This is a genomic window from Microbacterium sp. CIAB417 (assembly GCF_022788845.1).
Map to the genome: position 1 here is coordinate 210,699 of NZ_JAHZUT010000003.1, position 22,680 is coordinate 233,378.

The 22,680-nt window shown below is 71.0% G+C and carries 18 protein-coding genes and 1 riboswitch; of the genes, 8 read left to right on the forward strand and 10 right to left on the reverse strand.

All coding sequences use genetic code 11. The features are described from left to right. Window positions 1–9: 9 nt before the first annotated feature. Window positions 10–216 carry a hypothetical protein gene (locus KYX17_RS13320; protein ID WP_243227473.1) on the reverse strand — a complete coding sequence of 69 codons (207 nt, stop codon included), beginning with the start codon at window positions 214–216 and terminating at the stop codon, window positions 10–12. Window positions 217–399: 183 nt separating this feature from the next. On the opposite strand from KYX17_RS13320, the gene KYX17_RS32050 reads away from it, so the two are divergent. Further along, entirely contained in the window at window positions 400–522 is a 123-nt protein-coding gene (locus tag KYX17_RS32050; protein WP_274285693.1) for a hypothetical protein, read from the forward strand. Window positions 523–543: 21 nt separating this feature from the next. On the opposite strand, the gene KYX17_RS13325 is transcribed toward KYX17_RS32050, so the two are convergent. Then, a complete protein-coding gene (locus KYX17_RS13325) occupies window positions 544–2,043 on the reverse strand; it encodes a DHA2 family efflux MFS transporter permease subunit (protein ID WP_243227474.1) in 1,500 nt (499 codons plus the stop codon). Window positions 2,044–2,245: 202 nt separating this feature from the next. On the opposite strand from KYX17_RS13325, the gene KYX17_RS13330 reads away from it, so the two are divergent. Further along, complete coding sequence (locus KYX17_RS13330; protein WP_243227475.1) at window positions 2,246–4,108, forward strand: ABC transporter ATP-binding protein; 1,863 nt, start codon at window positions 2,246–2,248, stop codon at window positions 4,106–4,108. 7 nt (window positions 4,109–4,115) lie between these two features. On the opposite strand, the gene KYX17_RS13335 is transcribed toward KYX17_RS13330, so the two are convergent. From KYX17_RS13335 to KYX17_RS13360, 6 genes are read right to left on the reverse strand one after another with little or no spacing between them, the layout of a single operon-like run. Further along, the gene (locus KYX17_RS13335) at window positions 4,116–5,081 is read right to left on the reverse strand and encodes a glycosyltransferase family 2 protein (RefSeq protein WP_243227476.1); all 966 of its coding nucleotides are present in this window, start codon (window positions 5,079–5,081) and stop codon (window positions 4,116–4,118) included. After that, window positions 5,078–6,214: a cysteine desulfurase family protein gene (locus tag KYX17_RS13340; protein ID WP_243227477.1), complete on the reverse strand. Its 1,137-nt coding sequence runs from the start codon at window positions 6,212–6,214 to the stop codon at window positions 5,078–5,080. Before KYX17_RS13340 ends, KYX17_RS13335 begins: the two co-directional genes overlap by 4 nt. 8 nt (window positions 6,215–6,222) lie before the next feature. Next, the gene (gene nadC / locus KYX17_RS13345) at window positions 6,223–7,089 is read right to left on the reverse strand and encodes a carboxylating nicotinate-nucleotide diphosphorylase (RefSeq protein ID WP_243227478.1); all 867 of its coding nucleotides are present in this window, start codon (window positions 7,087–7,089) and stop codon (window positions 6,223–6,225) included. Then, the gene (gene nadB, locus KYX17_RS13350) at window positions 7,083–8,612 is read right to left on the reverse strand and encodes an L-aspartate oxidase (RefSeq protein ID WP_243227479.1); all 1,530 of its coding nucleotides are present in this window, start codon (window positions 8,610–8,612) and stop codon (window positions 7,083–7,085) included. Before nadB ends, nadC begins: the two co-directional genes overlap by 7 nt. Further along, window positions 8,609–9,934 carry a quinolinate synthase NadA gene (gene nadA, locus KYX17_RS13355; protein ID WP_243227480.1) on the reverse strand — a complete coding sequence of 442 codons (1,326 nt, stop codon included), beginning with the start codon at window positions 9,932–9,934 and terminating at the stop codon, window positions 8,609–8,611. Before nadA ends, nadB begins: the two co-directional genes overlap by 4 nt. Beyond that, window positions 9,931–10,689 (reverse strand): NUDIX domain-containing protein, encoded by a 759-nt coding sequence (locus KYX17_RS13360; RefSeq protein ID WP_243227481.1) that lies wholly within the window; start codon window positions 10,687–10,689, stop codon window positions 9,931–9,933. The genes nadA and KYX17_RS13360 overlap by 4 nt, the downstream gene beginning before the upstream one ends. A gap of 110 nt (window positions 10,690–10,799) precedes the next feature. Here KYX17_RS13360 and KYX17_RS13365 point away from each other — a divergent pair, with 110 nt between their 5' ends. The 4 genes from KYX17_RS13365 (at window position 10,800) to gcvP (ending at window position 16,708) form a co-directional block, all read left to right on the forward strand. Next, on the forward strand, window positions 10,800–11,984 hold the full coding sequence (locus KYX17_RS13365; protein WP_243227482.1) for a MarP family serine protease: 1,185 nt from the start codon (window positions 10,800–10,802) through the stop codon (window positions 11,982–11,984). A gap of 55 nt (window positions 11,985–12,039) precedes the next feature. Continuing rightward, window positions 12,040–12,134: riboswitch (glycine riboswitch) on the forward strand. Window positions 12,135–12,267: 133 nt separating this feature from the next. Continuing rightward, window positions 12,268–13,464 (forward strand): glycine cleavage system aminomethyltransferase GcvT, encoded by a 1,197-nt coding sequence (locus KYX17_RS13370; protein ID WP_243227483.1) that lies wholly within the window; start codon window positions 12,268–12,270, stop codon window positions 13,462–13,464. After that, a complete protein-coding gene (gene gcvH / locus KYX17_RS13375) occupies window positions 13,461–13,841 on the forward strand; it encodes a glycine cleavage system protein GcvH (protein WP_243227484.1) in 381 nt (126 codons plus the stop codon). Before KYX17_RS13370 ends, gcvH begins: the two co-directional genes overlap by 4 nt. Before the next feature lie 53 nt (window positions 13,842–13,894). After that, window positions 13,895–16,708 carry an aminomethyl-transferring glycine dehydrogenase gene (gene gcvP / locus KYX17_RS13380; RefSeq protein ID WP_243228186.1) on the forward strand — a complete coding sequence of 938 codons (2,814 nt, stop codon included), beginning with the start codon at window positions 13,895–13,897 and terminating at the stop codon, window positions 16,706–16,708. Window positions 16,709–16,771: 63 nt separating this feature from the next. Here gcvP and KYX17_RS13385 read toward each other — a convergent pair whose 3' ends face one another. After that, the gene (locus KYX17_RS13385; protein WP_243227485.1) at window positions 16,772–17,782 is read right to left on the reverse strand and encodes a hypothetical protein; all 1,011 of its coding nucleotides are present in this window, start codon (window positions 17,780–17,782) and stop codon (window positions 16,772–16,774) included. Between the two features lie 300 nt (window positions 17,783–18,082). Then, the gene (locus KYX17_RS13390) at window positions 18,083–18,913 is read right to left on the reverse strand and encodes a CPBP family intramembrane glutamic endopeptidase (RefSeq protein ID WP_243227486.1); all 831 of its coding nucleotides are present in this window, start codon (window positions 18,911–18,913) and stop codon (window positions 18,083–18,085) included. Between the two features lie 131 nt (window positions 18,914–19,044). Between KYX17_RS13390 and KYX17_RS13395 the strand changes: the two genes are divergently transcribed. Together KYX17_RS13395 and KYX17_RS13400 are read left to right on the forward strand one after the other, a co-directional pair. Then, entirely contained in the window at window positions 19,045–20,790 is a 1,746-nt protein-coding gene (locus KYX17_RS13395; RefSeq protein WP_243227487.1) for an ABC transporter substrate-binding protein, read from the forward strand. Between the two features lie 194 nt (window positions 20,791–20,984). Beyond that, window positions 20,985–22,601: an ABC transporter substrate-binding protein gene (locus tag KYX17_RS13400; protein WP_243227488.1), complete on the forward strand. Its 1,617-nt coding sequence runs from the start codon at window positions 20,985–20,987 to the stop codon at window positions 22,599–22,601. Window positions 22,602–22,680: the final 79 nt, after the last annotated feature.

The window sequence follows — 22,680 nt, forward strand, 5'->3', positions numbered from 1 at the left end:
GAGAGCCGGTCACCAGCCGTGGGCGTTGAACCACGCGCTGCGCCGGTGGGCCTCGGCCGCATCCGCGGCGCCGCGGAAGGCGTCGTGCGGCGCGAGCAGGCCGTCGTCGAGCGGGACGAAGCCCCAACAGATCTCGCAGAGCGCCGCTCCGTGCGGAAACCCGTCGTCGGCCAGCCGCGGTGCGGGTGTGGCGGGCGCCCCCGAGCCGGGACACAACGGTGCGTCCGCTTCCCGATCCGACCACATCCGCGACGTGCCGGACCGATTGTGCAGACCGGCGTGGCCTCGGGGTCTCGTGCAGACGGCGCCCCGGTGGCGGCTGAGGCACCACGATGCGAGCGCGGTGTTCACGGCATCACGGGGGCGACAGGCGTGCTGAGCGGACGTAGCATGGTCGTCATGTCCACGAAGCCCTCGCCGATCCAGCTGCTGAACGTCCGTCCCGTCGAGGACGAGAACGCCCAGCCGAGCCCGGAGGAGTCCTTCGGCTGCTGCGGCGGAGGCTCCTGCAGCATCGACTGACCCCTCCCGGGCGCTTCGGCGTCAGTGACCCGCGGGCACAGCGCCGATCGAATCGGCGGGCTTGCGGATGAGGAGTGCCCCGACGACGGTCGGGATCGCCACGATCGCGGCGAACAGGAAGGCGTTGCGCGCACCCGCCGCCCAGGCGGCCGCATCGCCCGACGCCTGGTTGGCGACGAAGCCCGCGTTCATGATCGTGATCATGACGGCCACGCCGGCAGCTCCCGCCACCTGCTGGACGGTGCTCACGATCGCGCTGCCGTAGGAGTAGAAGCGGGGTGCGAGCGAGCCGAGCGACGCGGTGAACAGCGGCGTGAACGACATCGCCAGGCCGATCGAGAGCAGCGTCTGCGTCACGACCAGCTCCCAGACGGGCGTCGTCTCCGACAGCGTCGTGAACACCCACAGCAGCGACACCGTGAGGATCGAGCCGGGGATGAGGAGCACGCGCGTGCCCCAGCGGTCGTAGATGCGGCCGATGAAGGGACCGGCGAGGCCCATCGCGAGAGAGCCGGGCAGCACGATCAGGCCGGTCGTGAGCGGGTCGAGATTCAGCGCGCTCTGCGCGAACAGCGGCAGAACCGTGATGGTGCCGAAGAAGGCGAGAGAGAGCACCGCGAAGTGCACGACCGAGATCGTGAAGTTCGTGAACCGGAAGACGCGCAGGTCCAGGAGCGCGCGATCCTCGCGCTGCAGGATGAACTGTCGCCACACGAACAACGAGAGCGCCACGACGCCGACGACCAGCGAGACGATGAGCGTCATCGACGACGCGGTGGCCGCCGCATCCGTCGTGCCGTCATGCGAGCCGCCGCCGATCTGGCTGAGGCCGAACACGACGCCGCCGAACCCGAACGCCGACAGCACGACCGAGAGCACGTCGATGCGGGAGTGCGTCTGCGTGCCGACGTTGGTGATCCATCGCGCGCCGATGGCGAGGGACACGAGGGCGATCGGGAGCACGATCGCGAAGATCCATCGCCAGCCGAAGTACTGCAGCACGAAGCCCGACATCGTCGGGCCGATCGCGGGGGCGAGTGCCATCACGATGCTGACGCGGCCCATCATCCGCCCGCGCGCGGCGGGCGCGACCACGGTCATGAGGGTCGTCATGAGCAGCGGCATCATGATGGCCGTACCGGACGCCTGCACGACGCGCGCGACGAGCAGCACCTCGAACCCCGGGGCGAGCATGGCGATGAGCGTTCCGAACGAGAACAGCGACATCGCCAGCAGGAAGACCGCGCGGGTCGTCAGCCGCTGCAGCAGGAAGCCGGTGATCGGGATCACGACGGCCATGGTCAGCATGAAGGCGGTCGTCAGCCACTGCGCGAGCACGGCGGTGATGTCGAGATCGGTGATGAGGTGCTTGATCGCCACACCCATCGTCGTCTCGTTGAGGATCGCGACGAAGGCCGCCACGAGCAGCAGCCAGATGATGCGGTTCTCGCCGGAGCGGACTGCGGGGGCGGAGTCGGTGGTGGTGGCCACGGAACCGGTCTGGACGGATTCGGCGTGCATGGTCGTCTCCTCGGAATCGAAAAGGGATGGGGACGGCCGCCGGAAGTGGCGAGCGAATCAGACAACGCGGCGAGCGGGTGGCGCATTCCCGAGACGGCGGAATCCGGTCGGGCCTGGTCGTCGCCCGAGACCGGCACCGATGCGCGTCGGACAAGACTACCGGGTCGGATCCGGGCACGCGGGGGAGATCTAGGCTGAGCGCATGAGTATGGCCGGCCCGTCGCATCCGCCGGGGTTTCGCGGAGTGGATGCGGCCGCCCAGCGCCTGCGCAACGCCGAGGCTCCCCGCATCCCTCACCTCGGACGCCGGATCGCCGCGCTGTTTCGCCCGTACCGTGCGCGCCTGACCATCACGGCCCTGCTCGTCGTCGCCGGTGCCGCCGTCGCGGTCGTGCCGGCGCTCATCGTCGAGCGGGTCTTCGACGACGCGCTCTTCCCCGCCGACGGGTCGGGGGTGGACATGGGGCTTCTCGTGCGCCTGGTGGCGATCATGGTGGCGCTCTTCCTCGCCTCGGGGGGCCTTCAGGTCGCGCAGACCTGGTTCACCTCGACGGTCGGCAACAACGTCACGGGCGATCTGCGCGTGCGCCTGTTCGATCACCTGCAGTCCATGGAACTCGGCTTCTTCACGCGCACCAAGACCGGGGTGATCCAGTCGCGGCTGCAGAACGACGTGGGCGCCGTGTCGGGCGTTCTGACCAACACCGTGACGAGCGTGCTGGGCAACACGGTCACCGTCGTCGCCTCGCTCGTCGCCATGGTGCTGATCGATGTGCGGCTGACCCTCATCGCCGTCTTCCTGATGCCGATCCTGGCACTGATCCAGCGTCGCGTCGGACAGGTGCGCGCCCGCATCGCGGGACAGACGCAGGAGTCCCTCTCCGAGCTGTCGGCCATCACGCAGGAGAGCCTGAGCGTGTCGGGCATCCTGCTGGCGAAGTCGTTCAACCGGCAGGGCAGCGAGTCGGAGCGCTACGGCGCGCAGAACCGCATCCAGATCCGGCTGCAGGTGCGTCAGGCCATGAGCGGCCAGGGCTTCTTCGCGCTCGTGGGCGTCATCATGGCGAGCGTTCCTGCCGTGATCTATCTGGTGGCGGGCCTGTTCATGTCGGGCGGCGCGGACGCCGGGATCTCGGCCGGCACGATCGTGGCGTTCACGACCGTGCAGGCGCGCCTGCTGCAGCCGCTCATGGGCCTGATGCGCGTGGCCCTCGACGTGCAGACCTCCGCTGCCGTGTTCGCCCGCATCTTCGAGTACCTCGACCTGCGACCCGCCGTCCGTGACGCACCCGATGCGATCGACGTGTCCGATGCGCCGGGCCCGGTCGGGCGCGTCGAACTGCGCGACGTCACCTTCCGATACCCGGAGTCGGCCGCTTCCTCACGCCCGCTGTTGGACGAGGTGTCCTTCGTCGCCGAACCCGGGCAGCACGTCGCGCTGGTCGGGCCGAGCGGCGCGGGGAAGTCCACCGTGCTCTCGCTCATCCCGCGCTTCTACGACGTGGACGGGGGCGCGGTGCTGTTCGCGGGCGCCGATGTGCGCTCGCTGACTGCCGCATCCATCATCGACCGCATCGGGATCGTCTCGCAGGAGACGTACCTGTTCCACGCGACGATCGCCGAGAACCTGCGGTACGCGAAGCCCGACGCGACCGACGAGGAGCTCGCCGCCGCCTGCGAGGCCGCCAACGTGCACCACGTCATCACCGGCTTCGAGAAGGGCTACGACACCGTCGTGGGCGAGCGCGGCTACCGGCTCTCCGGCGGGGAGAAGCAGCGCATCGCGATCGCGCGCGTGCTGTTGAAGGACCCGCCCGTGCTCCTCCTCGACGAGGCCACCTCGGCGCTCGATACGCGCAGCGAGCGCGTCGTACAGCAGGCGCTGGACACGGCGGCCCGTGGCCGCACCACGATCACCGTGGCGCACCGGCTGTCGACCGTGGTCGCCGCCGACGTGATCCTCGTCGTCGACGACGGCCGCATCGTCGAGCGCGGCACGCACGCCGAGCTCGTGGCGGCGCAGGGGCTCTACGCCACGCTCGCCGCCGAGCAGCTCACCGTCTGAGCGGGGCTCACCAGAGCAGGGCGGCGGAGATCAGCGGCTGCGCATCCTCCGGGAGGGCGACGGCCGCCGCATCCTGTCGCTCGGCGACCGATCGGGCGAACGCGCCGACCAGCCGGCGGTACTCGTCGTCGGGGTGCGCCGCCGCCACACGTGCGAGCCGCGGGATGTCCATGCGCAGCAGCTGCCCCGCGCGGGCCCGTGCCGCGGCCGTGTGCCCGGTGCCATCGAGCACCCGCATCCCCTCGCTCATCGCGTCGAGACAGTCGCGCAGCACATCCAGCCGTTCCTCGTGCTGCGTGATGGAGGAGCCGTCGGCGCGCTCCCGCCAGTGCACGACCACCTCCGGCAACACGTCGAACCGGCGCGCCCTCGCATACATCTGCTGGGCGACGACTTGGTCCTCGTACAGCCGTCCCTCGGGGAATCGCAGGCCGGTGCGCTGCCAGAACTCGGTGCGGCTCAGCTTCGACCACGCGACGACGTTCGCCGTCACCTCGGGGTGCTCCTCGAGGGTCGTCGCCGTCCGCGCGGGTGCCGTCGCGCGGCTCACCCACGGCTGCACGTCGCCGGCCGCGTAGCCGCCCGACCCGTCCGGACGCAGGCGCACATACGCGCCCACTGCGAAATCGCTCCCGCTCTGATCCAGGGTGGTGACGAAGCGCTCGAGAGTGGCGGGCAGCATGACGTCGTCAGCGTCGAGGAATCCGAGGTACGGAGTGTCGACCTCGTGCAGCGCGATGTTGCGCGCCGCGCCGAGGCCGCCGCGCTGCGACAGGCGGCGCACGCGGAAGCGCGGATCGGATGCGGCGGCCGCCTCGAACAGATCGCCGGTGCGATCGGAGGACGCGTCGTCGACGAGCACCGCCGTCCAGTCGGGAAGCGTCTGCGCGCGCAGAGAATCGAGGGCCGCCTGCGCCCACGGCTCGACCTGGTAGCCGGGGACGACGACCGTGACGAGGGGGCGCTGACTCACGTCGCCGATCGTACCGCCGCCACCGATGCGGCGACCGCCTCGGCGACGGGGCCGAGATCGACCGTCAGATCGTGGGGGAAGGTGAAGCGCACGGCGGTCTGCGCCACCTCCGGCGTGATGCCCATCGCCACGAGCACGTGCGAGGGCTCATCGCTGCCGGCGGCGCACGCCGATCCGCTGGAGGAGACGATGCCGCGCCGTTCGAGCTCCAGCAGCACCGCTTCGCCGCTGGTGCCCGCGAACGTGAAGCTCGCCGTCGCGGGGAGGCGCTCGGTGGGGTGTCCCGTCAGCGCAGCCGACGGAACCGCGGCGAGCACGCGCGCGACGAACGCGTCGCGTGCGGCACCGACGCGGGCGGCGGATGCGGCGCGTTCCGCCTCGGCGAGCTCGAGCGCTCTCGCCAGCCCCACCGCGCCGGCGACGTCCTCGGTGCCGCTGCGTCTGCCGCGTTCCTGTCCGCCGCCGTGGAGGATCGGCTCGACCGGGATGCGGCCGCGGATCGCCGCGGCACCGATGCCCTTCGGGGCGCCGAGCTTGTGGCCGGCGACGGTGATCGCGTCGGCCCCCGTGCCGGAGAGCGCCAGCCAGCCCGCCGCCTGCACCGCATCGAGGTGCAACGGCACCCGGGCCGCGGTCGTGACGGCGGCGATGGCCTTCACATCCTGCACGGTGCCGGTCTCGTTGTTCGCGTAGCCGAGGGTGACGAGCGCGGTCTCCCCCCGGAGCGCTGCGGCGACCGCATCCGGAGACACCCGGCCGGCGTCGTCGACCTCCAGGACCGTCGCCTCGAAACCGTGGAGGCGTTCGAGGGCGGCGACCGATTCGAGGATCGACTCGTGCTCGACAGCCGTCGTCACGACGTGGCGACGGCCTCGGGCGAGCATGGCGCCCAGAGCGATCCCCTTGACGGCGAGGTTGTTGCCCTCCGTGCCGCCGGAGGTGAAGACCACGTCGCCCGTGCGCACGCCCAGCACCGCTGCCACGCGCGCCCGCGCGTCGGCGAGGGCGGACGCCGCCTGCTCGCCGACCTCGTGGTGGCTGGACGGGTTGCCGAACGTGCCGCGCCAGAACGGCATCATCGCCTCGAGCACCTCGGGACGCACGGGCGTCGTCGCGGCGTTGTCGAGGTACATCGGGCCGCTCACACCGGGTCGGCCAGACGCAGGTCGATGTCGAGGCCGAGGTCGAGCCCGCGGGCCGCGTGCGTCAGCGCACCGACGGAGATCACGTCGACGCCCGTCTCCGCGATCTGGCGCACGGTGGTGAGCGTGACGCCGCCGGAGGCGTCCACGATCGCGCGACCGGCGATGTGCTCGACACCTCGCCGGAGGTCGTCGATCGAGAAGTTGTCGAGCATGATGGTGCCCACGCCCGCGGCGAGGACGTCGTCGATCTGGTCCAGACGGTCGACCTCGACCTCGACGTGTGTCGTGTGCGGGAGGCGTGCCAGTGCCTCCTGCAGCGCCTGCGTGACGGGGACGCCGGAGGCGGCCAGCACGGCGAGGTGGTTGTCCTTGGCCATGACCGCGTCCGACAGGCTGAAGCGGTGGTTGTGGCCGCCGCCGCTGACGACCGCGTGGCGTTCGAACGCGCGAAGCCCCGGCGTGGTCTTGCGCGTGTCGGCGATCCGCGCACCGGTGTGTGCGACCTCGGCGACGTACGCCGCCGTGAGCGTCGCGATGCCCGACATCCGCTGGACGAAGTTGAGCCCCACGCGTTCCGCTGTTAGCACGGAACGCGCCGGGCCCGTGACAGTGGCCAGCGCCGCGCCGGCCTCGAACTCCTCACCGTCGGCGAGGAGCAGCTCGACCCGCGTTCTGGGATCGACCAGCCGGAAGGCGGCGGCGAACACCGCGCCGCCCGAGAACACGCCGGCTTCGCGGGCGGCGAGGGATGCGGTGGCGACCGCATCCGCGGGGATCAGCGTCTCGCTCGTCACATCGCCCCAGGGGGCGTCCTCCTCGAGGGCCGCGGCGACGACCCGGTCGATGGTGGCGGATGTCAGCATGCCTCGGCCTCCTGGGCGATGGCGGCGGCGACCGGTGCGCCGTCGCGACGGAAGTGGGCACCGACCGAGACCGTGCGCCGCCGGGCGGCAGCCACGAGATGCTCGGCGACCAGTAGCAGGTTGGCGTCCTCCTGCGCGGCGATGCTCTGCTCGGGCACGCTCTGCGCGACGGGCGCGGCGCGGCGCCAGGCCGCGATGACGGATGCGGCGTGCGCCAGGCCCGCCTCGTCGCGCTCCAGCCCCGCGTGATCCCAGAGCAACTGCTGCAGTCGCGTCCGGCTGAACGCGGGTGCATCGCTCGCGGGTGCGGCAGGCGTGGAACGCACGGAGACCGGGAACGTGGCCGCTCGCGCCGGTTCGGAGAGCAGCGCCGCCGCCGCGCGCGCCCCGAAGACGGCTCCCTCCAGCAGGGAGTTGGAGGCCAGGCGGTTCGCACCGTGCACGCCGGTGCGCGCCGTCTCGCCGACCGCGAACAGGCCGGGGACGCTGGTGCGTCCGTCGAGATCGGTGAGGACCCCGCCCATCAGGTAGTGGGCGGCGGGGGTGACCGGCACGGGGGCGGTCGACCAGTCGATGCCGCGCGCACGCAGCGCACGGTCGATCGTGGGGAAGCGGGCGGCGAGAGCCTCGGCGCCGCCGAGGCCCGTCGCATCCAGCACGACGGGGATGCCGGGCTGGACGGCGGACTGCCGGGCGATCGCGCGCGCCACGACGTCGCGGGGAGCGAGCTCGCCGTCGGGGTGCGCGTCGAAGGCGAAGCGTCTCCCGGACGCGTCCCGCAGCACTGCGCCCTCGCCCCGGACGGCCTCGGAGACGAGGAACGGGTCCTCGCCGTCGAACGCCGTGGGGTGGAACTGCACGAACTCCAGGTCGGCGACCGCGGCGCCCGCACGGATCGCGGCGGCGATGCCGTCGCCGGTCGCGACCGAGGGGTTCGTGGTGTGGGCGTAGAGCTGGCCCGCGCCGCCGGTAGCCAGGACGACGGCGTCCGCGTCGATCCGCTCGCGGCGCCCCGACGCGTCGACGACGTCGACGCCCGTCACCCGTCCCTCCCGCGCGACGAGATCGGCGAGGAACGTGTGCTCACGGACGATCACGTCACTGTCGGCGAGGCGGGCGAGCAGTGCGGCTTCGATGGCCGCGCCCGTCGCATCGCCGCCCGCGTGCAGCACGCGGGGAGCCGAGTGCGCGGCCTCCAGCCCTCGGCGCAGCTCACCCGCGTCGTCGCGGTCGAACGGGACGCCCGCCGCCACCAGTGCGCGGATCGTCTCGCCACCGGCATCGACGAGCACCCGCACCGCCGCGGGGTCGTTGAGACCCGCGCCGGCGGTCAGGGTGTCGTCGAAGTGGGCGTCGGGGGAGTCGCTGGTTGCGGTGACGGCGGCGATCCCTCCCTGCGCGTGCGCGGTGCTGCCCGCATCCGCCGCCGCCTTCGTCACGAGCGTGACCTCGGCCCCGCCCTCGGCCGCCGCGAGCGCCGCCGTGAGCCCGGCGATGCCGCTGCCGACGACGACCGCTCTCATGCCGCGCTGCCCGAGGGCTTGGCCGCCAGCATCCGCTCGAGGGCGACACGCGCCGGGTCGGCGACGGAGGCGGGCACGGTGATGCGGTTGAGCGTCTCACCCGCGACGAGGCCCTCCAGCACCCAGGCGAGGTAGCCGGGGTGGATGCGGTACATCGTCGAGCACGGGCAGACCACGGGGTCGAGGCAGAAGATCTCGTGCTGCGGGTACTGCGCGGCGAGGCGCTGCACCAGGTTGATCTCGGTGCCGATCGCGAAGGTCGTGGGCTCGGTGGCCGCGGCGATCGCCTTGCGGATGTAGTCGGTGGAGCCCGCCTCGTCGGCGGCGTCCACGACGACCATCGGGCACTCCGGGTGCACGATCACCCGGACACCGGGGTGCTCGGCGCGCGCCTTGTCGATCTGGTCGACCGTGAACCGGCGGTGCACCGAGCAGAAGCCGTGCCAGAGGATAACGCGGGCGTCGGCGAGCGTCTGCTCGTCGCTGCCGCCGAGCGGCTTCGTCGGGTTCCACATCGGCATCTGCTCGAGCGGCACGCCCATGGCCTTCGCGGTGTTGCGCCCGAGGTGCTGGTCGGGGAAGAACAGCACCCGACGGCCCCGCGCGAACGCCCACTCGAGCACCGTGCGCGCGTTCGAGGAAGTGCAGACGATGCCGCCGTGGCGTCCGACGAAGCCCTTGATCGCCGCGGACGAGTTCATGTAGGTCACCGGCACGACCGGCACGAGGCCATCGGCGTCGGGGGTGTCCATGTCGCCGTAGAGCTCCTCCAGCTGCTCCCAGCATTCCTCGACCTGGTCGATGTCGGCCATGTCGGCCATGGAACATCCGGCGGCGAGGTTCGGCAGGATGACGGCCTGATCGGGCTGCGAGAGGAGGTCGGCGGTCTCGGCCATGAAGTGCACGCCGCAGAAGACGATCGCCTCGGCATCCGGGTGCTCGAGCGCGGCGTTGGCGAGCTGGAACGAGTCGCCCACGTAGTCGGCGTGACGCACGACCTCCTCGCGCTGGTAGAAGTGCCCGAGCACGACCACGCGGTCGCCCAGGGTCTCCTTCGCGCGGCGGATGCGGGCGTCGAGCTCGTCGTCGCTCGCGTCGCGGTAGGCCTGAGGGAGCATGCCCTGGCGCGGGGAACCGGTGGGGATCACATCGCCCATCGAGGCGCCCGGCCCGTATCCGGGACGCGTATCGAAGTCCCACGGGCCCGCCGCGAGGTCGGTGTTGCAGGTGGACCCCGACCCGGCGCCCGAGACGATCGCCTGGATCTCGTGATCGACGGACGGATCGATGGGACGCGGCTGGATGGTCAGCGTCGTGCTCATGTCGTGCTCGATTCGTGACTTCGCGGGCGGCCGAGGGGGCCGCGATCGGCCAGCTCGACGTCCTGGTTGTAGCGGTACAGCCGTGCCGGCCGGTGACTCCCGGTGCGGAACGACTCGGTGGGGATCAGGGTGTTGCTGTTCTCGACCTGCCGGCGGAAGTTGGCCGGGTCGAGCTTGCGGTCCAGGATCGCCTCGTTGACCTCTCGCAGGTCCGCGAGCGTGAAGGCGTCCGGAAGCAGGCCATGGGCGATGCGGCTGTAGCCGACCTTGTTGCGCAGTCGCCACAGGGCGTAATCGACGATCGCGTTGTGGTCGAAGGCGAGGCCCGGAAGATCGGTCGCCGTGAACCAGTCGACGTTCTCGGGCGCGTCTCCCGCCGCGGCGTGCGCGGCGCTCTGCGCATCGACCTCGTCGGAGCGCAGCAGCGCCCAGTACACGATCGAGACGACGCGGCTGGGCGAGCGGCCGATGTCGCCGAACGCGTAGAGCTGCTCGAGGTAGCTCGCGCTGAGACCGGTCGTCTCGGCGAGCGTGCGCGAGGCCGCCTCATCGAGGTTCTCCGAGGCGTCCAGCCAGCCGCCGGGCAAGGCCCACAGCCCCTCGTACGGATCGCGGGTGCGTTTGACGAGGGGGAGGACGAGCCGCGGATCCTCGTCGCCGTCACGCCGCAGGCTGAAGATCACAGTCGAGACCGCCACGCGCGTCTCGGTGGACTCGGCGTCGGCGGTGTCAGGAGAGGGGTTAGTTCGTGTCATGGTGACCTTAACTCGAGACGATCTTAGTGTCATCGCGACCAGAAGCAAAATCCGTCGCCGGCTCAGGCGTCTCGCGGCGCCCTGTCAGCGCGGCCGCCTACGCTGACCGCATGCCGCCGATCGTGATCGACATCCTGCTGGTCGTGGTGCTGGTGATCGTGCTGATCCAGGGATGGCGGCGGGGCCTGCTGGCGAGCGTCGGGACGATCGCCGGACTCGTGGTCGGGGCGGTCGCCGCGTGGTGGCTCGTGCCGGTGGTGTCCCGCTGGGTCCCCGATCCCGCCTGGCGCGGCTGGGCGGCGCTGGCCGTTGCGGTGGGGCTGCTCGTGCTGGGTGCCTCGCTCGGCGGAGCCCTCGGTCGGGCGCTGCGCCGGGGAGCGACGCGCATCCGCCTGCGAGGAATCGATCGGGTGCTGGGAGCCGGGGCCATGACGGTCGTCGCGGCCCTCGTGCTCTCGCTGGTCGGGCAGAGCGTCGCCGCCCTCGGCATCCCCTTCGTGTCCTCCGCCCTCGCATCCTCCGCCGTCCTGCGCACGATCGACACGGTCACGCCGCGGCCCGTCGACGAGGCGTTGGTGCAGGTGCGCTCGGCCGTTCTCGACGACGGGCTGCCGCAGCTGGGTGCGCTGTTCGGAGAACTGACCGCACCCACCGACGTGGCGCCGCCCGTGGACCTCGACGATTCCGCCCTCAGCACCGCGGCACAGTCGGTGGCGCGCATCGCCGGAACGGCGTACTCCTGCGGACGCAACCTCACCGGGAGCGGCTTCGTGGTGGCTCCCGATCGCGTCGTGACCAACGCCCACGTGATCGCGGGCGTCGAGCGTCCGATGGTGGAACTGCCGGGGCGCGCCGCGCGCGAGGGACGCGTCGTGTACGTCGATGCCACGGCGGATCTCGCCCTGATCGCGGTGGACGATCTGGATGCGGCCGCGTTGCCGATCGGTGCCGATCTCGGCCCCGGCGCCGCCGCCGTCGTGCAGGGCTACCCCTACGGCGGACCGTTCACGATGGGCAGCGCCACGGTGCAGACCGTCGGGGTGGTCTCGGTGCCCGACATCTATGACCAGGGACGCGATCAGCGCGACGTCTACGCGCTGGCGGCCACGGTCCGCCCCGGTAACTCGGGTGGCCCGGTGCTGAACGCCGCAGGGGAGGCCGTGGGCATCGTGTTCGCGCGCGCCGACGACGGCTCCGAGATCGGGTACGCGTCGACCGCGACCGAGCTCGCCCCGGTCGTTGAGGCAGCGCCCACCCTGACGGATGCCGTCGGCTCCGGCGCCTGCGTGCCCTGATCGCCCGCGCGGGTGCGGCGGGCTATGCTGGCCCGACAACGTGAATATCGGCCCCACGACCGGTGCGGGAGAGTCTCGGAGATCTTGTCCGAGCACCGAAGGAGCAAGCCTCCCCGCCAATCTCTCAGGTACGCGTACCGCCCCGGTCGGGCGACTCTGAAAAGCGATCCTCGCGGATCCGCCGACGGTGAAAGATCGCGCCCCGCGTGTTCGAAACTCTCAGGCCCATGACAGAGGGGGAGTTCTCAGGCCCTCGCCTACCCGCATCCACCCGGGAGAACTCATGACCGATCCACGCTCCACCCCGCTCCGAGACCGCCACGAGGCGGCCGGAGCCGCCTTCACCGACTTCGGCGGATGGCTCATGCCCGTGCGCTACGGGTCCGATCTCGCCGAGCACCGTGCCGTGCGCGAGGCCGCAGGGCTCTTCGACATCTCGCACATGGCGGAGTTCCTCGTGACGGGCGCGCACGCGGGAGCCTTCCTCGACTACGCGCTCGCCGCCCGCCACTCGGGCATGCGGCTCGGCAAAGCGAAGTACTCTCTCGTGCTCGCCCCCGACGGCGGCATCGTCGACGACGTCATCGTCTACCGCCTGGCCGACGACTGGTTCATCGTCATCGCCAACGCGGGCAACCACGATGCGGTGGCGGAGGCGCTCGCCGACGCGCGCGCATCGTTCACGCCGCCCGCTCCCGCCGTGAGCGCGGACGGATCGTTCGGATTCATCGCCGGGGTCCACGTCACGGTCGAGGATGTGTCCGACGACTCGGCGCTGCTGGCCCTGCAGGGCCCGGCGGCGATCGCGGTGCTCGAGGCGTTGCCCGGTCTGGAACTCGCAGAACCCGCGCGTCGTCAGGGCGATGCCCCGACGCCGTGGAGCTTCGACGACCTCGGCTACTACAGTGTGCGCGCCGCGGACTTCGCCGGGCAGTCGGTGCTGATCCTGCGCACCGGGTACACGGGGGAGGATGGCGTCGAGATTCTCGTGCGACCGGATGCGGCAGCTGAGCTGTGGGACGCCCTCCTGGCGGTGGGGGAGCCTTTCGGCCTCGTCCCCGCGGGCCTCGCGGCGCGCGACACCCTGCGCCTCGAGGCGGGCATGCCGCTGTACGGGCACGAGCTGAACCGCGACGTGCGGCCCGCGCAGGCCGGGCTCGCACGCGTGGTCGCCGACGACAAGGACGCCTTCATCGGCAAGGGGGCGACCGAGCCCGCGTCCGATGCGCGCGTTCTGGTCGCCCTTGTCTCGGAGGGCAAGCGTGCAGGGCGTGCGGGCTATGCCGTCCTCGACGCCGAGGGCACCGTGGTCGGCGAGATCACGAGCGGTGCGCTCAGCCCCACCCTCGGACATCCGATCGCGCTCGCCTACGTCGACGGTGACCGAAGCCCGATCGGCACAGACCTGTTCATCGATGTACGCGGCTCGCGAATCCCCGCGACCGTGACCGAACCGCCCTTCTACCGGAGGAAGAAATGACCGTCGATCCGACCACGCTGTCCTACACCGCCGAGCACGAGTGGGTGCTCATCGAGGGCGGCGTCGCCACCTTCGGCATCACGGACTACGCCGCCGAACAGCTCGGCGACGTCGTGTTCGTCGACCTTCCCGCAATCGACGCCCCGGTCGTCGCCGGGCAGGTGTGCGGCGAGATCGAGTCGACGAAGTCGGTGGGCGAGCTCTACGCCCCGCTCAGCGGACGCGTCATCCAGGTCAACGGGGAGGTCGACGCCGACCCCTCGCTCGTGAACGCCGACCCGTACGGCGCGTGGCTCGTGCGCATCGAGCTCGACGGCGAGAGCGCGCCCCTGCTCGACCGCGCCGGGTACGAGGCGCTCATCGAGGGCGCCGCGTGAGCGTTCCGTTCACCGAGCGTCACATCGGCACGGATGCGGCCGCGCAGCGGCACATGCTCGACACGCTGGGGTACGCGAGCGTCGACGAGCTCGTGCGCACCGCGGTCCCCGCATCCATCCATGCGGCCACGCGGGCCACGAGCAGCATCCCGGACGCCGCCACCGAGGCGGAGGCGCTGGCGGAGCTGCGCGCGCTCGCCGACGCGAACCGTCCGGCACGGCCGATGATCGGCCTGGGGTACTACGACACGTTCACGCCCGCCGTGATCGCCCGCAACGTCTTCGAGAACCCGTCCTGGTACACCGCCTACACGCCCTACCAGCCCGAGATCTCGCAGGGCCGACTCGAGGCGCTCATCAACTTCCAGACGATGGTGACCGACCTCACGGGCCTGGCGACCGCGGGCGCCTCGATGCTGGACGAGGCGACGGCCGTCGTCGAAGGGATGCTGGTCGCCCGCCGCGCCTCGAAGTCCGCGTCCGACGTCTTCCTGGTCGACGCGGACGCCCTCCCGCAGACCAAGGCGCTGCTGCACCACCGCGCCGCCGCGGTCGGCATTCGGATCCGCGAGATCGACACCCGCACCTGGGAGCCGGGCACCGCGTCCGACGCCGTGTTCGGAGCGTTCGTGCAGTACCCGGCGGCGAGTGGCCGCGTGTGGGATCCCACCGAGCTCGTCGCGGCCGTCCAGGCGCAGGGCGGGCTCGTGGTGGTCGCCGCCGACCTGCTCGCGCTCACCCTCCTGCGCTCGCCCGGCTCATTCGGTGCCGACATCGCCGCCGGGACCACGCAGCGCTTCGGCGTCCCGCTCGGCTTCGGCGGACCTCACGCCGGGTACCTCGCCGTGCGTGCGGGACTCGAGCGTCAGCTTCCCGGACGCCTCGTCGGAGTCTCCCAGGATGCGGCGGGACACCCCGCCTACCGCCTCGCGCTGCAGACGCGCGAGCAGCACATCCGCCGAGAGAAGGCCACATCCAACATCTGCACCGCCCAGGTGCTGCTGGCTGTCATGGCGGCGATGTACGCGGTCTACCACGGTCCCGAAGGCCTGCGCGCGATCGCGACGGCTGTGGCCCGCAAGGCACAGGCGCTCGCCGAGACGCTGCGCGCCGGCGGGCTCGACGTCGTGCACGACGCGTTCTTCGACACGGTGCGCGTGGTCGTTCCCGGCACCGCCGAGCGCGTGATCGAGCGCGCACGGCGCCGGGGCTACCAGCTCTTCTTCGCGGATGAGGCGACGGTGGGGATCTCGGTCGACGAGACGACCACGCCCGCTGACCTCGCCGCGGTGGCGGCCGCCTTCGGACTGCCCGACGAGACGACGATCGACGTCGAGGGCACAGCGCCCCTGGCCGGCGTCGCGGCCGATCTCCACCGCCGCGACGAGTTCCTCACGCATCCGGTCTTCCACGCGCACCGCTCGGAGACGGCGATGATGCGCTACCTGAAGACCCTGGCCGACCGCGACTACGCGCTCGATCGCGGGATGATCCCTCTCGGCTCGTGCACCATGAAGTTGAACGCTGCCACAGAGATGGCCGCGGTCTCGTGGCCCGAGTTCTCGCGTGTGCACCCCTTCGCGCCGGAGGCGGATGTGCGAGGGACCCTCGCGCTCATCGAGCAGCTGGAGACCTGGCTCGCCGAGGTCACCGGCTACGACGCGGTCTCGCTGCAGCCCAACGCCGGCTCACAGGGGGAGCTGGCGGGGCTGCTCGCGATCCGGGGCTACCACCTCGCGAACGACGACGCACAGCGCACCGTGTGCCTCATCCCGTCGTCCGCGCACGGCACGAACGCCGCATCCGCTGTGCTCGCCGGGATGCGGGTGGTGGTGGTCGCGTGCGACGAGGCGGGAAACGTTGATCTCGACGACCTGCACGCCAAGATCGCCCAGCACGCGGACGAGCTGGGCGCTCTCATGATCACCTACCCGTCCACGCACGGCGTGTACGAGCACGAGGTGCTCGCCATCACGCAGGCGGTGCACGACGCCGGCGGGCAGGTGTACATCGACGGCGCGAACCTCAACGCGCTCCTCGGTTTCGCCCGCTTCGGCGACCTCGGTGGCGATGTCTCGCACCTCAACCTGCACAAGACGTTCGCCATCCCGCACGGCGGGGGAGGCCCGGGCGTGGGCCCCGTCGCCGCCAAGGCGCACCTCGCGCCCTACCTCCCGTCGCACCCGCTGGCGCAGCGCGCCGACCACGCGGGCGGCTTCGTGTTCGAGGGCGGTCCGGTCTCGGCCGCGCCGTACGGCTCGGCGTCCATCCTTCCCATCTCGTGGGCCTACGTGCGGATGATGGGCGCGGCGGGCCTGGGCGAGGCGACCGGAGCAGCCGTGCTCTCGGCGAACTACATCGCCCACCGCCTGAAGGCGCACTTCCCGGTGCTGTACACCGGCGAGGCGGGGCTGGTGGCGCACGAGTGCATCCTGGATCTGCGTCCCCTGCGCGAGCGGACCGGGATCACGGTCGACGACGTCGCCAAGCGGCTGATCGACTACGGCTTCCACGCCCCGACGATGTCGTTCCCCGTTGCGGGCACCCTCATGGTGGAGCCCACGGAGTCCGAGGACCTCGGCGAGATCGAGCGCTTCATCGAGGCGATGATCCGGATCGCCGCCGAAGCGGAGCAGGTCGGCGCCGGGCACTGGCCGGCGGCGGACAACCCGCTCGTCAATGCACCGCACACCGCGCAGTCGGTCATCGGCGGCGAGTGGACGCATCCGTACTCGCGCGAGGAGGCGGTCTATCCTGTTCCGGCTCTCGTGCGCACAAAGTACTGGCCGCCCGTGCGTCGTATCGACAACGCCTATGGCGATCGCAACCTCGTGTGCGCCTGCCCGCCCCCGGAGGCCTTCGCCTGACCCGCCGCCCCACACCCTCCTCTTGAACCGCGAGACTGCATCTCCCGCACGAGATCACTGGGTTTACCCGTGATCTCGTGATGAGGACGCAGTCTCGCGGTGCGGTGAGCGCAGGGCGCGGGCGAGGGCATGGAGCGCGAGCGCGTCGGGCGTGCGCTCGCGGCGGACGCCGGCCGCATCCAGGATCGCGCCGAGGCGTTCCGGCTCGCGGACGTCTGCCCATCCCCACCGCGCGAAGCCGTGGACGCGACGACGGATGCGGTCCTCCCGCCGCTTCTCGTCCTGCAGCGCGCGCACCGGGTCGCCGAAGCGGCCGTCGTACTTCAGCAGGCCGTCGGCCTCTCCCACGGCGCCGACCTCCGGCCACGCGAAGTCGGCGCGGTCAGCGGCGACACCGCCGCCGTGCACGAGCCACTGTAGTTCGGGCGTCGCGAAGCCCAGCCACTCGATGGCGGCCCGGCTGAGCGATTCGAGCGTCGTCTCGGCGCGCGGATCCGCGCGATGCAGTGCCCACCGCGCGAGCCGACGGCCACGGCTCGAGGGTGCGAGCTCGTTGTGCGCCACGAGGATCTCCGTCGTCAGGTCCGGATGCGCGCGCAGGGTGGCGTCGGCGACGTTGAGCGCGAGGGCGGGGTTACGCGCCCGCGCCAGTGCGACAGCGGTCTCGATAGGCCCGGTCGTGAGGATGCCGCCTTCATCCGTGATCTCGACGCCGCCCCGGCACGTGTGGACGCGCACCCCTTCGGCATGCCGTGACGTGCCGTCCGCCGGCCTGAGGATGTGCACCTCCGCGGCTTCGCCCACGAGCGGGATGCCGCGCAGCGCCGCCGCCGACTCGAGTGCGAACACCGCATCCGGGATCAGAAGCGCCGCGGCGTGCACGCGGGTGAGATAGCGATCCCAGGGAGTGAGCGCGCTCCACGCGAGCGCCGGGGCATACACCCCGCGGTGCACGCGCACGATGTCACCGCGGCGCAGCGCGAGGTCGGGGCGGTGCATGTCGTGCGCGCGCAGCAACGGCGCGGGAGAGGGGAGCAGCTGAGCGCCGGTGCGCAAGGGAATGGGCTGGGTCATCGCCCCACGCTGCGCGCATCGGCTGCTCCCGCGCGGGGCTGATCCCGCATCCGTGCGCGACACCCCGATGCGGGCCGGCTGTGCAGGGCCGGTCCCGATGCACCCGCCCGCTCCTGCAGTGGCGCCCGCACCGCGCGTTGATCCCGCGAGACTGCATTCTCAGCACGAGATCACTGTCATTACCCGTGATCTCGTGTGGGAGATGGGCCCACGTGCCAGAGGCTCCGCGTCCGCGCCGCGGGCGTGGAGAGGGCACGGGGACAGTCTCGCGGGAAAGAGCTAACGGGAGAGGGGAGGCGGCTAGAAGATGCCGGGCCAGAGGGATGCCACGAGGGGGTAGCCCACGAAGGCGAACACATCGATGAGGGTGTGAGCGATGACGAGCGGCATCACCCGGCCCCAGCGCCGGTAGCACCAGCCGAACACGACGCCCATCGCGAAGTTGCCGACGACGGATCCGACGCCCTGGTACGCGTGGTACGCGCCGCGCAGTGCCGCCGTGGCGAGGATGATCGACCACCAGCCCCAGCCGAGGCGGCGCAGGCGATCGAAGAGGTAGCCGAGAAAGATGACCTCCTCGGTGAGGCCTGCGCGCGCGGCGGAGAGCAGCAGCAGCGGCACGGTGTACCAGGCCGCATCCAGCGGCGAGGCGACGACGCCGACCGTGATGCCCGCGAGGCGCCCCGCGACGTAGAGGGCGATCCCGGGGATGCCGATGATCGCGATCAGAGCGACACCGAGTCCGAGGTCGCCGCCGAAGCGGCGGAAGTCGAGGCCGATCCGCCTGAGCGCGTTCATCCCCGGCTCCCAGAGCAGGTAGACGACGAGGGCGACGAGCGCCAGCGAGAAGAAGATGTCGAGCAGCTGATAGAGCGCGTCCCACAGCGCTTCGGCGTCGCGCGCGGGATTCAGCTGCGTCTGCTGCGAGGAGATCGCCTGATTCTCCTGCAGCGAGCGCTGCAGCGTGCGGATGAAGGAGAGCACCGAGTACAGCGCGGATTTCCCGACCGTCACGGCGAGCACGAGCCAGATCTCCCACCGCACGCGCGAACGCTCGAACCCTGTGGCACGCGGCGGATCGAAGGCCCTCACGGTGCGCCAGAACGGTTCGCGCGCGGGCAGGGTCGTCATCCGCTCAGCTTGGCATAGCGGATGCGGACCGAGCCCGCTTTCGAAAGCGCTCAGATTGCGCGCATAGGGTGTGTGCGGCTTACGCACACGACCGCGGCGGGCTGCCCTGCCGCCGCGGAGAAGGAGGACGGATGCGGCGTCGCGCGCTCGTGACCACCCTGGCCGTGATCGCTCTGCTGGCGGGCGTGGTGGTCGGCTGCGCGCCCGACGGTAACCGAGTCCGCCCCGGCTCGTCGCTGACCGTCGCCACCGCCGCGCCCGTGACCTCGCTCAACCCGCTGGTGCAGGGGCAGGACACCGCCGCCGATCGCGATCTCTCCGCGTTGACCTCGGGCAGCTTCTGGCAGCGGGATGCCGACGGCACCCGCTCGGCGAACGAACGCTTCGGCACCGTCCGGGTGCTCTCCGGCGACCCGCTCACCGTCCGCTACACGCTCGACGGCTCGGCGAAATGGTCCGACGGCGCAGCGGTCGACGCCGCGGACCTGCTGCTCGTGTGGGCTGCGCGCACGACGCACCGCACGGCGCCCGCGGCCCAGACGCACTGGGACGCGGGCGCCGGCGACGGTCAGGGTCTCGACCTCGTCTCCCAGGTGCCCCGGATCGGCGACGGCGGACGTAGCCTGACCCTGGTCTACGACACGCCCTACGCGGATTGGCAGGTCGCCTTCGACGCGCCGCCGGTCGCCGCCCACGTGCTGGTCGAGCTCGCCTACCCGGGGCGCTACGAGGATGCGGCGGCAGCCAAGATGGCGTTCACGGATGCCGTCGAGGCAGGGGATATGGACTGGCTCGCGCCCGTCTCGCGCGCTTTCCGTGAGGACTTCCGCCTCGACGGCGACCTCCCGGATGCGGCCCGGGTCACGGCGGGCGCCTATGACATCGCGCGCATCGCCGATGATGGCGCAACGATCGATCTCGTCGCCGCCGATCGTCCGAGTGCCGCGCGCATCGAACGCGTGCGGGTGCACGCGATCCCGGAGCCTGCCGAACGCGTCGCGGCCGTCACAGGCGGCGCGGCGGATCTGGCCGCGGCGGCGGCGGACGAGGACCTCGTCCACGCGGCGGCCAGAGCAGACGGCTCCCATGTGGCGCCGGGGGAGGCGTACGACCATCTCGATCTGCAGACCGCGGGAGGCGGAGCGTTCGACCCTGCCTCCTATGGCGGGGATGCGGAGCGCGCGCACCGTGCGCGCGCCGCGTTCCTGGTGACTGTTCCGCGCGAAGAGATGCTGGGGGAGCTCATCCACCCGTTGCTCGCCGACGAGCCGCTGCGGTGGGGCATGATCGAGGCCGCGGAGCCGAAGCCCGCCCCGACGCCCTCGTCGACATCGGGCGGTACGGGCACGGAAGCGACGGATGGGGCCGGGCTGACCGTCCGCGTGCTGTACCCCGCGGGCGACGCGCGCCGCGAGGCGGAGTTCGCGCTCATGTCCCAGTCCGCCTCACGGGCGGGCGTCACCCTCGTCGATGTGTCGTCGCCGGACTGGGAACGGATCCTCCGTGAGCAGCCGGACGCCTATGACGCGGCCCTGTTCGCGTGGAGCCCCGACCCCGCGGCCACCGTGGCGGCGGCGACGGTGTTCCACACCGCGGCGACGCAGAACGTCTACGGCTGGAGCGACGAGTCGGTCGACGCGCTGGTCGTCGATGCCTCCTCCACCCTGGAGGCCACGCAGCGCGACCAGCTTCTGTCCCAGTTGGATGAGGCCGTATCCGGTGAGGCGTGGGCATTGCCGCTGTTCGCCGTGCCGCAGCTCACGGTGTGGTCGCGCGCACTCGAGGCTCCTCCGGCCGAGGTGTCGGCCGACCGCATCCTCTCCATGTTCGCGATGTGGCAACCCTCACCCGACCCGCCGACACCGAGGGCGGAGTAATCCCGGCCCGCGCGGCTGGCTGCGCTCGCGGGATTGAGCAATCTGCTCGGTTCGTGCGGGGGTTCGTTAAGGGTGTGTAACTATTCGCGCGGTCGTTTTGACCAAGCCGGGGGACGTGCTTAATGTTTCGGTATCCGCGGCTCGATGTTCACACAGCTCGTCGTGCCCGCATCATCCCTTTCACAGGAGGAACAGTGAAGCGCAGCAAGATCGCTCTCGCGAGCGTGGCGCTGGCCGGCATCGGGGCTCTCGCCCTGGCCGGCTGCGCGAGCGGCGGCGGCTCGACCGAGCCGACCGGCGGCTCGAGCGACGCCATCGTCAGCACCAACGGGTCCGAGCCGGAAAACCCGCTCTTCCCGGCGAACACGAACGAGACCGGTGGTGGCAAGATCATCGACTCGATCTTCGCCGGACTGGTCTACTACGACGCCGACGGCAACCCGGTCAACGACATGGCCGACTCGATCACGGTCGATGACCCCCAGAACCTCACGGTGAAGATCAAGGAGGGTCAGAAGTTCACCAACGGTGAGGAGGTGAACGCCGACAGCTTCATCAACGCCTGGAACTACGGCGCCAAGCTCTCCAACAACCAGAAGAACTCGTACTTCTTCGAGGACATCGAGGGCTTCAGTTACGACGAGGACACCGAGCTGACGGGTCTGAAGAAGGTCGACGACCTCACCTTCACGATCGCGCTCAACAAGCCGGCCTCCGACTTCGCACTGCGCCTGGGCTACTCGGCGTACTTCCCGCTGCCCCAGGCCGCGTTCGACGACCCGACCGCCTTCGGTGAGAACCCGATCGGCAACGGCCCGTACAAGCTCGCGGGCGACGGCGCGTGGCAGCACGACGTCGAGATCAACCTCGTCAAGAACGAGGACTACACCGGTGGCCGTCAGGCCCAGAACGGTGGCCTCGACATCGTCTTCTACGCTTCGCAGGATGCGGCCTACGCCGACCTCCTCGCGGGCAACCTCGACGTGCTCGACGCGATCCCCGCCGCCTCGCTGGCGACCTACGAGTCGGACCTGGGCGAGCGTGCGGTCAACCAGCCCGCCGCGATCTTCCAGTCCTTCACCATCCCGGAGAAGCTCGAGCACTTCTCGGGCGAAGAGGGCAAGCTGCGTCGTCAGGCGATCTCGATGGCGATCAACCGTCCCGAGATCACCAAGACGATCTTCCAGGACACCCGCACCCCGGCCAGCGACTTCACCTCGCCGGTCATCGCCGGTTGGTCGGACTCGCTCGAGGGCGCTGACGTGCTCGAGTACAACGCCGACAAGGCCAAGGAGCTGTGGGCCGAGGCCGACAAGATCTCGCCCTGGTCCGGCACGTTCCAGATCGCGTACAACTCGGACGGCGGCCACCAGGAGTGGGTCGACGCCGTGAGCAACTCGATCAAGAACACGCTCGGCATCGACGCGTCCGGCGCTCCGTTCGTCGACTTCGCCTCGCTGCGCACCGAGGTCACGAACCGCACCATCACCACCGGGTTCCGCACCGGTTGGCAGGCGGACTACCCGGGTCTGTACAACTTCCTGGGCCCGCTCTACGCGACCAACGCGTCGTCGAACGACGGAGACTACTCGAACCCCGAGTTCGACAAGCTCCTGCAGGACGGCATCTCCAACACCGACCCCGAGGCGGCGAACGAGGACTACCAGAAGGCACAGGAGATCCTGCTGCAGGACCTCCCGTCCGTTCCGCTCTGGTACTCGAACGTGAACGGCGGCTACGCTGACACGGTTCAGAACGTCCAGTTCGGTTGGAACTCGGTTCCGCTGTACTACGCGATCACCAAGGGCTGAGCCCGAAGGATCGCAACCGCGAGGCGGTGACGATCTCGTCACCGCCTCGCGGCCTGTCCAGACACCCACCCGCTCACAC

Excerpts from the sequence above, each read along its gene's own strand:
- KYX17_RS13365 (WP_243227482.1), top strand. The coding sequence starts at position 10,800 with ATGCCGCCGATCGTGATCGACATCCTGCTGGTCGTGGTGCTGGTGATC.
- KYX17_RS13370 (WP_243227483.1), top strand. The coding sequence starts at position 12,268 with ATGACCGATCCACGCTCCACCCCGCTCCGAGACCGCCACGAGGCGGCC.
- KYX17_RS13360 (WP_243227481.1), bottom strand. The coding sequence starts at position 10,689 with ATGACACGAACTAACCCCTCTCCTGACACCGCCGACGCCGAGTCCACC.
- gcvH (WP_243227484.1), top strand. The coding sequence starts at position 13,461 with ATGACCGTCGATCCGACCACGCTGTCCTACACCGCCGAGCACGAGTGG.
- KYX17_RS13330 (WP_243227475.1), top strand. The coding sequence starts at position 2,246 with ATGAGTATGGCCGGCCCGTCGCATCCGCCGGGGTTTCGCGGAGTGGAT.
- nadC (WP_243227478.1), bottom strand. The coding sequence starts at position 7,089 with ATGCTGACATCCGCCACCATCGACCGGGTCGTCGCCGCGGCCCTCGAG.
- KYX17_RS32050 (WP_274285693.1), top strand. The coding sequence starts at position 400 with ATGTCCACGAAGCCCTCGCCGATCCAGCTGCTGAACGTCCGTCCCGTC.
- nadB (WP_243227479.1), bottom strand. The coding sequence starts at position 8,612 with ATGAGAGCGGTCGTCGTCGGCAGCGGCATCGCCGGGCTCACGGCGGCG.
- nadA (WP_243227480.1), bottom strand. The coding sequence starts at position 9,934 with ATGAGCACGACGCTGACCATCCAGCCGCGTCCCATCGATCCGTCCGTC.
- gcvP (WP_243228186.1), top strand. The coding sequence starts at position 13,895 with ATGCTCGACACGCTGGGGTACGCGAGCGTCGACGAGCTCGTGCGCACC.
- KYX17_RS13325 (WP_243227474.1), bottom strand. The coding sequence starts at position 2,043 with ATGCACGCCGAATCCGTCCAGACCGGTTCCGTGGCCACCACCACCGAC.
- KYX17_RS13340 (WP_243227477.1), bottom strand. The coding sequence starts at position 6,214 with ATGTACCTCGACAACGCCGCGACGACGCCCGTGCGTCCCGAGGTGCTC.
- KYX17_RS13395 (WP_243227487.1), top strand. The coding sequence starts at position 19,045 with ATGCGGCGTCGCGCGCTCGTGACCACCCTGGCCGTGATCGCTCTGCTG.
- KYX17_RS13385 (WP_243227485.1), bottom strand. The coding sequence starts at position 17,782 with ATGACCCAGCCCATTCCCTTGCGCACCGGCGCTCAGCTGCTCCCCTCT.
- KYX17_RS13390 (WP_243227486.1), bottom strand. The coding sequence starts at position 18,913 with ATGACGACCCTGCCCGCGCGCGAACCGTTCTGGCGCACCGTGAGGGCC.